This is a genomic window from Acidovorax sp. NN32, from assembly GCF_057597245.1.
Map to the genome: position 1 here is coordinate 1,113,799 of NZ_CP199679.1, position 13,440 is coordinate 1,127,238.

At 64.3% G+C, this 13,440-nt stretch carries 13 protein-coding genes; 7 read left to right on the forward strand and 6 right to left on the reverse strand.

The window, feature by feature from the left end:
* Positions 1-14: 14 nt before the first annotated feature.
* Positions 15-872 carry a cysteine hydrolase family protein gene (locus ACT89O_RS05110; RefSeq protein WP_487262018.1) on the reverse strand — a complete coding sequence of 286 codons (858 nt, stop codon included), beginning with the start codon at positions 870-872 and terminating at the stop codon, positions 15-17.
* A 164-nt stretch (positions 873-1,036) separates the two neighbouring features.
* Here ACT89O_RS05110 and ACT89O_RS05115 point away from each other — a divergent pair, with 164 nt between their 5' ends.
* A complete protein-coding gene (locus ACT89O_RS05115) occupies positions 1,037-1,708 on the forward strand; it encodes an NUDIX hydrolase (protein WP_487262019.1) in 672 nt (223 codons plus the stop codon).
* A 159-nt stretch (positions 1,709-1,867) separates the two neighbouring features.
* A complete protein-coding gene (locus ACT89O_RS05120; protein ID WP_487262020.1) occupies positions 1,868-3,109 on the forward strand; it encodes a diguanylate cyclase in 1,242 nt (413 codons plus the stop codon).
* Positions 3,110-3,143: 34 nt separating this feature from the next.
* Here ACT89O_RS05120 and ACT89O_RS05125 read toward each other — a convergent pair whose 3' ends face one another.
* The 3 genes from ACT89O_RS05125 to metK form a co-directional block, all read right to left on the reverse strand.
* Positions 3,144-3,602 (reverse strand): hemerythrin domain-containing protein, encoded by a 459-nt coding sequence (locus tag ACT89O_RS05125; RefSeq protein ID WP_055399304.1) that lies wholly within the window; start codon positions 3,600-3,602, stop codon positions 3,144-3,146.
* 47 nt (positions 3,603-3,649) lie between these two features.
* Positions 3,650-3,835, reverse strand: coding sequence for a DUF1328 domain-containing protein (locus tag ACT89O_RS05130; protein ID WP_010462162.1), 186 nt, complete (start codon positions 3,833-3,835; stop codon positions 3,650-3,652).
* A gap of 386 nt (positions 3,836-4,221) precedes the next feature.
* Complete coding sequence (gene metK, locus ACT89O_RS05135; protein ID WP_056060126.1) at positions 4,222-5,403, reverse strand: methionine adenosyltransferase; 1,182 nt, start codon at positions 5,401-5,403, stop codon at positions 4,222-4,224.
* Between the two features lie 132 nt (positions 5,404-5,535).
* On the opposite strand from metK, the gene ACT89O_RS05140 reads away from it, so the two are divergent.
* Both ACT89O_RS05140 and ACT89O_RS05145 read left to right on the forward strand, forming a co-directional pair.
* On the forward strand, positions 5,536-6,390 hold the full coding sequence (locus ACT89O_RS05140; RefSeq protein WP_487262021.1) for a lysophospholipid acyltransferase family protein: 855 nt from the start codon (positions 5,536-5,538) through the stop codon (positions 6,388-6,390).
* Positions 6,387-7,256, forward strand: coding sequence for a lysophospholipid acyltransferase family protein (locus tag ACT89O_RS05145; protein WP_055399296.1), 870 nt, complete (start codon positions 6,387-6,389; stop codon positions 7,254-7,256). The genes ACT89O_RS05140 and ACT89O_RS05145 overlap by 4 nt, the downstream gene beginning before the upstream one ends.
* A 52-nt stretch (positions 7,257-7,308) precedes the next feature.
* Here the strand turns inward: ACT89O_RS05145 and ACT89O_RS05150 are convergent, their stop codons facing one another.
* Both ACT89O_RS05150 and yihA read right to left on the reverse strand, forming a co-directional pair.
* Entirely contained in the window at positions 7,309-8,214 is a 906-nt protein-coding gene (locus ACT89O_RS05150; RefSeq protein WP_487262022.1) for an alpha/beta fold hydrolase, read from the reverse strand.
* Positions 8,215-8,264: 50 nt separating this feature from the next.
* The gene (gene yihA / locus ACT89O_RS05155; RefSeq protein WP_121422409.1) at positions 8,265-9,014 is read right to left on the reverse strand and encodes a ribosome biogenesis GTP-binding protein YihA/YsxC; all 750 of its coding nucleotides are present in this window, start codon (positions 9,012-9,014) and stop codon (positions 8,265-8,267) included.
* Positions 9,015-9,086: 72 nt separating this feature from the next.
* Here yihA and ACT89O_RS05160 point away from each other — a divergent pair, with 72 nt between their 5' ends.
* The 3 genes from ACT89O_RS05160 (at position 9,087) to ccsB (ending at position 13,375) form a co-directional block, all read left to right on the forward strand.
* Positions 9,087-9,716, forward strand: coding sequence for a c-type cytochrome (locus tag ACT89O_RS05160; RefSeq protein ID WP_055399289.1), 630 nt, complete (start codon positions 9,087-9,089; stop codon positions 9,714-9,716).
* Positions 9,717-9,875: 159 nt separating this feature from the next.
* On the forward strand, positions 9,876-12,029 hold the full coding sequence (locus ACT89O_RS05165) for a cytochrome c biogenesis protein ResB (RefSeq protein ID WP_487262023.1): 2,154 nt from the start codon (positions 9,876-9,878) through the stop codon (positions 12,027-12,029).
* Positions 12,026-13,375: a c-type cytochrome biogenesis protein CcsB gene (gene ccsB, locus ACT89O_RS05170; protein WP_121507460.1), complete on the forward strand. Its 1,350-nt coding sequence runs from the start codon at positions 12,026-12,028 to the stop codon at positions 13,373-13,375. Before ACT89O_RS05165 ends, ccsB begins: the two co-directional genes overlap by 4 nt.
* Positions 13,376-13,440: the final 65 nt, after the last annotated feature.

Consider the following 13,440-nt stretch of genomic DNA (forward strand, 5'->3'; position numbering starts at 1 on the left):
TTTATGGATAAGCGCTAGAGCCTGATTTCATTCATATTGGCGAGCTGTGCACCGGCTGTGCGCATGGCGTCCAGAAACGCCCGGTGTTGCGCCTCGAAGCCGCCCACGGGGCTCATCCCGTCGGTCAGCAGCACGATGCGGCTGGCTTGCCAGCCGGGCAACAGGCGGGGCAGGTGCCGCACGATGTGTTCGGTGGTCGAGCGCACGCAGTGGCTGCTGGCCTCGCCCGCAATCAGCAGCACATCGGCCTGGCCCAGCGACTGCAGCAGGGCGGTGTTGAGTGCGGTGCCTTCGTCGTCCGCATCGGGCACCTCGGCCTCGATGGCGCTGTAGTGCTCCGTCCAGGGGTTGGTGCCCTTGAACACATTGCGCACCGCGCGCTGGCGCTGGAGCTGCCAGGCCCCGCAGGCGGCCAGTACATCGGCGTGCACGCCATGGCCCCAGCTGCCCACCTCGCAGTGCACCGGCCACACCATCAGCGTATAGCGGCCCTGGGCTTCGAGTGCGTCCAGATACCCCAGGGTGCGGGGCAGGGCCGTGGTATCGCGCGGTGTGTAGTCGCCTGCGCGCACCTGGGCGGCGGTGATGGGGGTGAAGGGCGCCACATCGGCACCCGCGCCGGTCTGCCAGAAGCCAGGGTGGGCGATATCAAAGCGCTGGTGCGAATCGAGCGTGACGATGATCCCATCAAGCTGGTCGCCCTGGTTGCGGATGAACTGGGCCAGGCGCTGCATGTCGGCATGGGCACCCGGCACGGGCAGTGTGGGGGCGGTGTGCTGGCCGGTGAGCGCATCCACAGGCTGCCATGCGGCAGGCAGGTCGCAAAAGTCGTTTTGCGGGTCAATCACCAGCAGCTGGATGTTGCGGGGCATGGTCTTCTCCTGGGTTGTTGGATGCAGTGTAATCTTGTTAGTAAAAAAAATAAACTAACTAAGTTGAAAGCACTTGTTTCGTATTGGTCTCAAAGAATTTGCGCTAGGGAATGTGGTTCGCGATCTGGGTGCCGGTTTGTTCATGCTTGTGACAAACTCGGTGCATGACCGAATCCGCTTTGCCCACTGTGATCTGTACCGTCGATGTGGTGTTGCTGACCTTGCAGCAAGGGGCGTTGCAAGTGGCCCTGTTGCGCCGTGAGCGCGCGCCGTTTGCCGGGGCTCTGGCGCTGCCGGGTGGCTACATCCATGCGCAAGAAGATGTCGATGCCCAGGCCAGCGCGGCCCGGGTGCTGCGCGACAAGGCGGGCTTGCAGAGCCCGTACCTGGAGCAGTTGGCCACCTTCTCCGGCCCGGTGCGCGACCCCCGGGGCTGGTCGCTGGCCGTCGCTTACTGTGCCCTGGTGCCGCCTGAGGTGCTGGAGCAGGCACCGCTAACGCTGGTACCCGTGGCCGAATTGCCTGCGCTGCCTTTTGACCACCGTGCCATGGTCGATGCCGCCGTGGCCCGCGTGCGCAGCAAAAGCCAGTATTCGTCCATGCCCGTGCACCTGTGCGCCGAGCCGTTCACGCTGCCGCAGCTGCAGGCTGTGTACGAGGCGGTGCTGGGCGAGCCGGTCAACAAGGTGAGTTTTCGCCGCAAGATGGACGAGTTGGCCATGCTGGAGCCGGTGCCGGGAGCGCTGCAAGGCGGAGGCGCCCACCGCCCCGCGCAGCTGTACCGGGTGCGCCCGGCCTACCGGCGCAATCTGTCGCTGAGCGCACGCGGGCTGTAGCGCGGGCGCAGCGCACAAACTATTGGACCGCCGCACGGAAATCTGGCACAAACGCAAACTTTGTGTCCCACGAACGGTGGGTGCGTCGCGCGGGCCAGGGTGGCTGCCGTTGCATCACCAACAACAAGCCGGCACAACGCTGGCACCTGAGGGAAATCCATGTCTTTGCGGCTCAAATTCAACCTGGTGCTGGCGGCCGTGCTGCTGGTGGCAGCGGCGGGGGCGGGAGTTTATGTACACCGCTTTCTGCAGCAGTCGGCCATCGAGGAGGTGCAGCACAACTCGCAGATCATGATGCACGCGGCCATGGCGATCCGCGACTACACGACAGAGCTGGTCAAGCCCCACCTGGACGTGACGCTGGCCGAGAAATTCCTGCCGCAGACGGTGCCTGCCTATGCGGCCACCGAAACCCTGCGCCGCCTGCAGAACCGGTTTCCGGGCTATGAGTACAAGGAGGCGGTGCTCAACCCCACCAACCTGCGCGACCGTGCCAACGAGTGGGAAGAGCGCATCATCAGCGACTTTCGCGAAGGCCGGTCCGACCTCAAGAAAGAGGTCACCGGCGAGGTGGGCGAGGGCATGCACCGCGCCATGTACGTGGCCCGCCCCATCACCATCAAGCAGGCGCAATGCATGGCCTGTCACAGCACACCGGCCGTGGCGCCGCCCACCATGCTCAAGGTCTATGGCGACAAGAACGGCTTTGGCTGGGGCATGAACGAGACGGTGGGCATCCAGGTGGTGAAGGTGCCGATGTACTTCCCGCTGGAGAAGGCGCGTCAGACCTTCAACACGGTGATGGCGGCGCTGGTGGGTAGTTTTGTGCTGCTTTTCGTCGGGCTCAACCTGTCGCTGTCGTCGCTGGTGATCGAGCCCATGGCGCGGCTCAACCGCAAGCTGGAAGACTTGGCCACCAAGGACTTCCTGACGGACTTGGTCAACCGCCGCCGCTTCTTTGAGAGGCTGGAGACCGAGATGGCCGACACCCGCATCAAGAAGGGCAGTCTGTCGGTGGTGATGTTTGACATCGACTTTTTCAAACGCATCAACGATACCTTTGGGCATGACTCGGGCGATGTGGTGCTCAAGAGCACGGCGCTGCGCGTGCGCGAGCTGCTGCGCTCGTCCGACTGCGCTGCGCGTTTCGGGGGCGAGGAGTTCATCATCCTGCTCAAGGAAACCCCGGTGGATGCCGCCATGGCCATGGCCGAGGCGGTGCGCGCGCGCATTGCAGGCGTGCCGTTCGACGCGGTGGGCCATGTCAGCGCCAGTTTTGGCGTGGCCACCTGGGACCACAAGGAAGACAGCCACGCCCTGATCAAGCGCGCGGACACGGCGCTGTACAAGGCCAAGTCCAGCGGTCGTAATTGCGTGGTGCAGGCCGAAGAGTCCGTATGACCCCTTGCGTGTCTCCGGGCAGAGCCCGGCACGCTCAGGCCATGGCGGCCTTGGCCTCCTCATAGTCAGCCCGGTAGTCCGCCGCCAGCGCGGTTTTTTGCTTCTCCGTCAGCAGCTTGCCAGCCATCTGGAAGAAGCGGTGTTCTTCTTCCTTGAGGTGGTGTTCCACCTTCTCCGCCAGTTTCTTGGCCAGCGGCAGCCAGCTGGGGGTGGCCGGATCTGCCTCTTCCAGTGACTCCAGCAGTTCATCGAGCTGGTGGTGCTCTGAAATTGCGTGGCGGGACAGGTCGATGCCCGCGTCGTGCGCCATCAGCGGAATATAAAAATGCCGTTCCTCAGCCCGTTCATGGGCCGTCAGTTCCTGCTTGAGCTGGTCAAACAGCTCGCGACGCTCGGGGGTGTCTCCGCTGGTGTCGGTGAGTGCGGTGTACAGCGCTCGCTGGCGTTCGTGGCTCTCGCGCAGGGCTTCAAAGATATTGGTGGTGTCGGTCATGGTGCGGCTGTGTGGGGAATGTGGGGCTGTGACAAAGGTGCGCTGGGCTACTTGAGGACCTTGCGCGCGGCACCCACGCCGATGGCGGCCAGCACCACAAACACCACGGCAATCACCAGGAACAGCACAAACAGGACCTTGGCGATGCCCGCCGCGCCTGCGGCGACTCCGCTGAATCCCAGGGCGCCGGCGACCAGGGAGATCAGGGCAAAAATGATGGCGTACTTCAGCATGGTGGTCGCTCCTTGCAGTGGATGTTCAGGCAGCGTGGGGCTGCGAAAGGGTGTGCAGGAACGATACCGAGGGGCCGTCGGCAGCGCCGTCAGTGCGGGCGGGCGGTGGGTGTAGGAGAGGGCCGCTGGCGGGCAGTGGTGAAGGGTCAAAAGAAAAGCCGCAACGCGGAGCGTTGCGGCTTTGGAGGTGGGACGGCTCTGACGGTCTTTTGGTCTGCGCTCACATCGCTGACGCGATATGAGCTTCGTCACGTACGGAAAGCTGCACGTGCCGCGCAGCAGCCTTGTCCGTACGTTGGCTGCGGCACGGGCCTTGCGGCCCTTCACATCGCTGCGCGATATGAGCCTGCGCCGAAAGCCGGACAAGCTCGCTTCGCTCGGGGCCTTTACAGGCCCGCTGCTGCGCGCAGCGCAGCAGCCTTGTCCGTCTTTTCCCAGCTGAACTCCGGCTCTTCGCGGCCGAAGTGGCCGTAGGCTGCGGTCTTCTCATAGATCGGACGTAGCAGGTCCAGCATCTGGATGATGCCCTTGGGGCGCAGGTCGAAATGCTCACGCACCAGCGCTGCCAGACGCTCGTCCGACACCACGCCCGTGCCTTCTGTGTAGACCGTGATGTTCATCGGCTCGGCCACACCAATGGCGTACGCCACCTGGATCTGGCACTGGCGTGCTAGGCCCGCAGCCACGATGTTCTTGGCCACATAACGGGCAGCGTAGGCTGCCGAGCGGTCCACCTTCGTTGGGTCCTTGCCGCTGAAGGCGCCGCCGCCGTGGGGGCAGGCACCGCCGTAGGTGTCCACGATGATCTTGCGGCCGGTCAGGCCACAGTCACCTTGTGGACCGCCGATGACAAAGCGGCCGGTGGGGTTGATCAGGTAGCGGGTGTTTTGCAGCCATTCCTTGGGCAGCACGGGCTTGATGATCTCTTCGATGATGGCTTCGGTGAACGAGGCCTTCATCTTGGTTTGCGTTTCGCTCTGGTCGGGGTGGTGCTGAGTGGAGAGCACCACGGTGTCGATGCTGTGGGGCTTGCCGTCCACGTAGCGCATCGTCACTTGCGACTTGGCATCGGGGCGCAGGAACGGCAGGCGGCCGTCCTTGCGCAGCTGGGCCTGGCGCTCGACGAGGCGGTGCGCGTAGTAGATGGGCGCGGGCATCAGCTCGGGCGTTTCGTCGCAGGCGTAGCCGAACATCAGGCCCTGGTCGCCAGCGCCGGTGTTCAGGTGGTCGTCGCTCGCGTGGTCCACGCCCTGGGCGATGTCGTTGGACTGCTTGTCATAGGCCACGAGCACGGCGCAACCCTTGTAGTCGATGCCGTAGTCGGTGTTGTCGTATCCGATGCGCTTGATGGTGTCGCGCGCCACCTGGATGTAGTCCACGTGGGCGTTGGTGGTGATTTCGCCCGCCAGCACGACGAGGCCGGTGTTGGTCAGCGTTTCGGCCGCCACGCGGCTGCGGGGGTCTTGTTTGAAGATCGCGTCGAGAATCGCGTCCGAGATCTGATCGGCCACCTTGTCGGGGTGGCCTTCGGAGACGGATTCCGAGGTAAAGAGAAAGTCGTTCGCCATTTGAATAAACTCCAGTGTTCCGGCATTTGGGGCGTTGCCCTCACCCCGAAGGAGCTTTGGCGAACGCTTTAGCAGATTTTTTTAACGTCGCCCTGCAAGTTGCTCATTTAACTCAGCGACCCCGTCATTTTAATGCCAGTCGTCTTTCGATTCTTTTCCGTGTTTCCACTGTGGTTGCTGCACATCATGGGCGCGGCCATGGGCTGGGTGGCGTTTGTCGCATCCCCCACGTACCGGCGCCGGTTCCTCGCCCATTCGGCGCTGGCGGGGTATGCGTTCGGGGATGTGCGTGCCGCCGTGGCCCACGCCGGCCGCATGGTCGCCGAGCTGCCGCGCCTTTGGCTGGGGGCGCCACTGCCCTGCCGCATCGAAGGCGAGGCCTGTGTGGAGCAGGCGTATGCGGCCGGGCGCGGCATTTTGTACCTCACGCCGCACCAGGGGTGCTTCGAGCTGTCGGCCCAGGCAGCGGCCCGGCGCTGGAGCGCGGAGCGCGGCCCCATCACCGTGCTGTACCGCCCCGCGCGCCAGGCCTGGCTGGCCAAGGTGATGGAGACCGCACGCAACCGGCCCGGCATGCTGGCCGTGCCCACCACGCTGGCGGGTGTGCGCCAGATGATCAAGGCCCTGCGCCGGGGTGAGGCCGTGGGGCTGCTGCCCGACCAGGTCCCGCCGGACGGGCAGGGCCTTTGGGCGCCGTTTTTTGGCCGCGATGCCTACACCATGACCCTGGCCGTGCGCCTGGCGCAGCAGACGGGTGCTGCCGTTGTGCTGGTGCGCTGCGAGCGGCTGCCCTGGGGCCGTGGTTTTGTCACCCATTTCGAGCCGCTGGCGCAACCGCTGTCGGACCAGCTGGACGTTGCCGTTGTGCAGATCAACCAGGCCATTGAACACCTTATCCGCCAGTGCCCCGAGCAATACCTGTGGGGCTATGCCCGCTACAAGCAGCCGCGCGCCGAGGCAGCGCCTGCTGCGGGAGCTGCCGTATGACGGGCCGCCTGGGTGTGTGGTTCATGCGGGTGCTGGCGCACCTGCCGCTGCCCGTGCTGCGCGGCATGGGGTGGCTGCTGGGGCAGGTGGCCTTTGTGCTGGTGGCGCCCCGGCGCAAGGTGGCGCTGCGCAACCTGGAGTTGTGTTTTCCGGACTGGACCGAGGCGCGCCGCCGCGCCGTGGCGCGCGCCAGTTTTGTGGTGTTCTGCCAGACCTGGCTGGACCGCAGCTGGCTCTGGGCCGCGCCCCGCGAGGTGGTCGAGCGGCGCGTGCAACTCAGAGGTGCCGTGCACGAGCTCGACGGCGACACGCCCACCATCCTGTTTGCCCCGCACTTCTATGGCATGGACGCGGGTGGCCTGGCGCTGCCGCTGCATTCGGGCCGAGCGTTCACGTCCATTTTTGCCACCCATCCCGATCCGGCGGTGGACGGCTGGTTCATGGCCGGGCGCCAGCGTTTTGGCGACGTGCGCATGCTCAACCGCTCGGACGGCGTCAAACCCATCATCGCCAACCTGCGCAAGGGCGGCCTGCTGTACCTGCTGCCCGACATGGACTACGGGCGCAATGATTCGGTGTTTGTGCCGTTCTACGGCGTGACGGCGGCCACCATCCCGTCGCTGTCGCGGTTTGCGCGGCTGGGGCGGGCCAAGGTGGTGGGCGTGTATTCGCGCATGACGCCCACAGGCTACGTGGCCGAGGTCTCGCCCGCCTGGGCGAACTACCCCACCGACGATGCCGAGGCCGACACCCTGCGCATGAACCACGAACTGCAGGCCGTCATCAACACCATGCCCGAGCAGTACTACTGGGTGCACAAGCGTTTCAAGACACGGCCCGAAGGCGAACCGTCTTTTTACGCCTGAAAATTTGAGTCAAATCAGCATCTAGCGCCTATCTGTCAAGCGCTGGTAGCTATCATTTTGATTGCAAAAATCGCTGCAGTTCCAGGGCCACGCGCTCAGGGTGCTCGTGCACGATCCAGTGCGAGGCCTTCTCCACCTGCCGTAGCTGCAGCTGTGGCACCCAGCCCGGCAGGCCGTCGAGCAGGCCGGGCAGCAGGGCCGGGTCGTCCATGCCCCACAGGACCAGCGTGGGCACCGTCACCGTCAACATGGATTCGGGCAGGGTGATGGCCTGCGCGCCCGGGTCACCATCGCGGGGTGGGCGCAGGGGGCTGGCGCGGTAGTAGTTGCAGGCACCCGTCAGGCCCTGCTGCCACAGCGCGCGGTACTGGGCGCGCACGCTCTCGGTCAGCCACGTGGGTGCGCTGCCGTCTGGGGCGTTGAAAAATGCGAACAGGCGGCGAAAGTCGTCCTCGGCCAGCAGGGCCTCGGCATCAGGCCTGCACAGGAAGTGCATGTACTGGCTGCCCGCCTGCTGCGCAGCGTTGTGTGCCAACTCCCGCACAAAGGCGCCAGGGTGGGGGGAGTTGATGATGGCCAGCCGCTTCATGAGCTGCGGCTGCTGGTTGGCCAGGTTCCAGGCCACGGCGCCACCCCAGTCGTGCGCCACCAGGCATTCCAGCGCGCCGCCGGGGCATTCGTGGGCAATCAGCGCCACCAGGTCCTGCACCAGATGCTTGGCACGGTAGGCATCCACTTCGGCGGGGCTGCTGGAGGGGCCAAACCCGCGCAGGTAGGGCGCCACGCAGTGGTAGCCACCGTTTTCGGGGCGGGCAAAGTGCAGCAGCAGCTCATCCCAGATGAAGGCACCCTCGGGGAAGCCGTGCAAAAACAGCAGCACTGGGCGGCCCGCCACGCCGCTTACGCGGCAGTGCAGGGTGGTTCCGTGGGGCAGGGGAGCGGAGACGGTCTGGATCATGGCGCTATGCATTTAATAGCTGGTAGCGCTTGATGGATAAGCGCTAGGGCCTAATTTGACTGAATATCCTCAGAATCACCGAGCTCTGGGGGCTCAACGGCGGGGGCAGGGGCTGCGTCGCCCGAGGCTTGCACCGGGTGCGCCCACTGCCACAGCAGCTGTGCCACCTCGTCCACGCCTTGTTTCTTGAGGGCCGAGAACATCATCACCTCTCCGCCGGCCGCGTTCAGTCGCGTAATCGACAGGATCTTGGCTTGCTCCGAGCGTGTGAGCTTGTCCGCCTTGGTCAGCACGATGAGGAATTTCAGGCCCTCTTCGACCCGTGGTCGCAGCACTTCAAGCAAGGCCTCGTCCAGCTCGGTCAATCCCAGCCGGGGGTCACACAGCAAGACGATGCCGGTGAGTCCAGGGCGGCTCACCAGGTAATTGACCATCACCTGCTGCCAACGCACCTTGTCGGACCGCGACACCTTCGCGTAGCCGTAGCCGGGCAGATCGGCCAGCACCGCATCGGTCGCGCCGTGCTTGCCCAGCGAGAAAAGGTTGATGTGCTGCGTGCGCCCGGGCCGTTTGGAGGCGAAGGCCAGCTGCTTTTGCTGCGTGAGCGTGTTGATGCAGGTGGATTTGCCCGCGTTGGAGCGGCCCACAAAAGCGATCTCGGGCACATGGATGGGCGGCAGGTGGTGCAGCTGGGCGGCCGTGGTCAGGAACCTGGCGGTGTGCATCCAGCCCATGGCGATCTTGGCGTCGGGAGCGGGCGGAAGGGAGCCAGCAACTGGCGCGGTGGAAGAGGTCGTCATGGAATATTGGGAGGCTTGGGAGCCTCATTGTAGAATCGCGAGGTTTTGCGCACATAAACACAGACCCTCGATATGAAGTTGCTCGCCTCTTTGCTGACGGCTGCCGCACTGGCAGCACCTGTTTTTTCGGCCTATGCGGCGGGCGATGCCCCCAAAGCGGCCAAGCCGGATCTCGTCAAAGGCGAGGCCAGCTACACCGCAGTGTGTGCTGCCTGCCATGGCGCCGATGGCAATTCGGCCATTGCGGCCAACCCCAAGCTGTCGCAGCAACACCCCGAATACCTGGTCAAGCAGTTGCAGGAATTCAAGTCCGGCAAGCGCAACAACGCCATCATGAAGGGTTTCGCCACCGCGCTGTCGGACGAGGACATGAAGAACATTTCGTACTGGGTGGCTTCCAAGGCGGCCAAACCCGGCTTCGCCAAGGACAAGAACCTGGTCTCCCTGGGTGAGCGCATCTACCGTGGCGGCATCGCCGACCGCCAGATCGCTGCCTGCGCTGGCTGCCACAGCCCCAACGGCGCGGGCATCCCTGCCCAGTACCCCCGCCTGTCGGGTCAGCACGCTGACTACACCGTGGCCCAGCTCAACACCTTCCGCGATGGCTCGCGTGCCAACAGCACCCAGATGACGCAGGTGGCGGCCAAGCTGAACGACAAGGAAATCAAGGCCGTGGCGGACTACATCGCTGGCCTGCGCTGATTGACTTGATTTTCGTCAATCTTGTGGCCCGCTAGACCGGGTTGCACGGAACCTACCGCCAATAACAATCCCAAAACGGGCGGGCCCATCGCACAGATGGTCCCGCCCTTTTTCTTTCCTTCTCTCGCGCCTCCTCGCCGTCTCCTTTCTTTTTCATCCATGTCCGATAACACCCAAGGCCTTCGCATCCAGTCTGGTTCCCAGGCCTGGCGCGCCGGGATCGAGCTGCTGTCCTCCATGCGGTTCGCGATCTCGCTGCTGACGGTGATCTGCATTGCCTCGGTGATCGGCACGGTGCTCAAGCAGCACGAGCCGGCGGTCAACTACGTCAACCAGTTCGGTCCTTTCTGGGCGGAGTTGTTTGGCGCCATCCAGCTCAATGCCGTCTACAGCGCCTGGTGGTTCTTGCTGATCCTGGCGTTTCTGGTGATCAGCACATCGCTGTGCATCGCCCGCAATACACCCAAGATCCTCATCGACCTCAAGGTCTACAAGGAAAACATCCGCGAACAAAGCCTGAAGGCTTTTCACCACAAGGCCGAGGCAACGCTTAGCGGCTCTGCCGAGGTCGAGGCGCGCCGCATTGGCACCCTGCTGGCCGGTGGCGGATGGAAGGTGCGCCTGCAGCAGCGCGACACCACCTCTGGCCCCGGCACTGGCTGGATGGTGGCGGCCAAGGCGGGTGCTGCCAACAAGCTGGGCTACATCGCCGCGCACAGCGCCATCGTGCTGGTGTGTGTGGGCGGTCTGCTGGACGGAGATCTCATCGTGCGCGCCCAGATGTTGCTGGGGGGCAAGACACCGTATCAGGGCGGCGGCCTGATTGCCGATGTGAAGCCCGAGCACCGGCTTTCCGAGCGCAACCCCACCTTTCGGGGCAACCTGCTGGTGGCTGAGGGCACACAGTCGAGCACAGCCATCCTGAATCAGTCCGACGGCGTGCTGCTGCAGGACCTGCCGTTTGCCATCGAACTCAAGAAGTTCATCGTGGAGCACTACTCCACCGGCATGCCCAAGCTGTTTGCCAGCGAGATCATCATCCACGACAAGGCCACGGGCGAGAAGACGCCCGCGCGTGTGGAGGTGAACCACCCGGCCAGCTACAAAGGCATCGAGATCTACCAGTCGAGTTTTGACGACGGCGGCTCGCACCTCAAGCTGCGCGGCGTGCCCATGGTGGCAGGCGCCAAGCCCATTGAGGTCGAAGGAGTGGTCGGCAATTCCACCCAGCTGACCAACAACAGTGGCGGCCCGGGCAGCGAGACGCTGACGCTGGAGTTCACAGCACTGCGCACCATCAATGTCGAGAACTTCGGGGGTGCAGGCCCCGGAGGCAGCGGTGTGGATGTGCGCAAGGTGGACCTGCGCGAGTCGGTGGAATCCCGCCTGGGCGCCGCCAACAAGACCGTCACCAAAAAAGAACTGCGCAACGTGGGCCCGAGCGTGAGCTACAAGCTTCGGGACGCAGCGGGCCAGGCGCGTGAGTTCCACAACTACATGCTGCCTGTGGACACGGGCGATGGCGTGCCGGTGTTTCTGCTGGGTGTGCGCGAAACCCCTGCAGAGCCATTCCGGTACCTGCGGGTGCCAGCCGATGACAAGGGCAGCATGGATGGCTTCGTTCGCATGAAGGCCACCTTGGCCGACCCCGCAGCGCGCGAGCAGGCCGTGCGCCGCTATGTGGCGCAGGCCATCGACACCTCGCGCCCGGATCTGGCCGAGCAGTTGCAGCAGTCTGCACTGCGGGCCTTGGCCCTGTTTGCGGGCCAGGGCATGGTCGATGGCAAGCCCACTGGTGGCCTGCAGGCGGTGTCGGACTTCATGGAGGCCAACGTGCCCGAGGCCGAGCGCGCGCGGGCGGGTGAGGTGCTGGTGCGCATTTTGAACGGCACGCTGTTCGAGGTGGCGCAGTTGTCGCGCCAGCGTGCCGGCCTGCCGCCGCTTCCCCAGGACGATCAGACGCAGGGCTTCATGACGCAGGCCGTGCTCTCGCTCAGCGACGCGCAGATCTACCCCGCACCGCTGGCGTTTGAACTCAAGGACTTCACCCAGGTACAGGCCAGTGTTTTCCAGGTGGCGCGAGCCCCTGGCAAGAATGTTGTCTATCTGGGATGTGCCTTGCTGATCCTGGGCGTTTTTGCCATGCTCTACGTCCGCGAACGGCGCGTCTGGGTCTGGGTGGCGCCGCAGGACGGGCGTACCCACGCCACCATGGCCCTGTCCACCAACCGCAAGACCATGGACGGCGACCAGGAGTTTGTCCAGCTCGCACAAAAACTGATCGGGGCATCGCCCCGCGAAGGCACTGCATGAATACCGCGACTTCTTCCTCCACGGCCACCACGATCACCCTGAACGAGGGTTTTTTTGCCCGCCGCAACTGGTTCGACTGGCTGTTTGCCGCCATCGTGGCCGTGGGCGGGCTGTATGCGTTGCAGCGCTACGGCGCCTTCATGGACGTCTACGAGAAAGGTATTTTGCTGGGTGCCATTCCGTGCACGATCTGGCTGGGCTGGTTCTGGCGCCCCTTGCGTGCGCTGATGCTGATCGTGGCTGCGGTGGCGCTGTTGGCCATCGGCCTGTACCAGCAAGACGGTGCGGGTAGCCTGGCGCGGGCCGATACGGTGTTCGGCCTCAAGTATTTCCTGTCGAGCCAATCTGCCATCCTGTGGATGAGCATGCTGTTCTTCATGAGCACCATCTTTTACTGGGTGGGCATGTTCTCCCGCGGCGAGGGCCGCACCATGAGCATGCTGGGCTCGCGCATTGCCTGGGTGGCTGTGGCCATGGCGCTCATTGGCACGCTGGTGCGCTGGTACGAAAGCTACCTCATCGGCCCGGACATCGGCCACATTCCTGTGAGTAATTTGTACGAGGTGTTCGTGCTGTTCTGCTGGATGACGGCGGCGTTCTACCTGTATTACGAACAGCAGTACGACACGCGTGCACTGGGCGGGTTCGTGATGTTGGTAGTCAGTGCTGCCGTGGGCTTCCTGCTCTGGTACACCGTGGTGCGCGAAGCGCACGAGATCCAGCCCCTGGTGCCTGCCCTCAAGAGCTGGTGGATGAAGCTGCATGTGCCCGCCAACTTCATCGGCTACGGCACGTTTGCGCTGGCCGCCATGGTGGCCTTTGCCTACCTCATCAAGCAGCAGGCCACCGAAACCCGCTGGTACAAGCTGGCGCCGCTGTGGCTGCTGGGCGTGGTGCTGTGTTTCGAGCCCATCGTGTTCCGCCAAGGCGCGACCGAGAACGGTGGCAGCTACTGGATGGTGTACTTCGGCATTTCGGCTTTCATCGTGGCTGGCATCCTGCTGGGCCGCAAGCGCATCGCGGCGCGCCTCCCCTCGTTTGAGATCCTGGACGACGTGATGTACAAGTCCATCGCCGTGGGCTTTGCGTTCTTCACCATTGCTACCGTGCTCGGCGCGCTGTGGGCGGCCGAGGCCTGGGGCGGCTACTGGAGCTGGGACCCGAAGGAAACCTGGGCGCTGATCGTCTGGCTCAACTACGCCGCCTGGCTGCACATGCGACTGATGAAGGGGCTGCGCGGCACCGTGTCGGCCTGGTGGGCGCTGGTGGGCCTGGCGGTGACCACGTTCGCGTTTCTGGGGGTGAACATGTTCCTGAGCGGTTTGCACAGCTACGGCACGCTGTGACGGGGTGAAGGCTCAGTCGGGCATCGGGGTGGGGCCGACAACTATTGCGTCTTCGGTGTAACCTG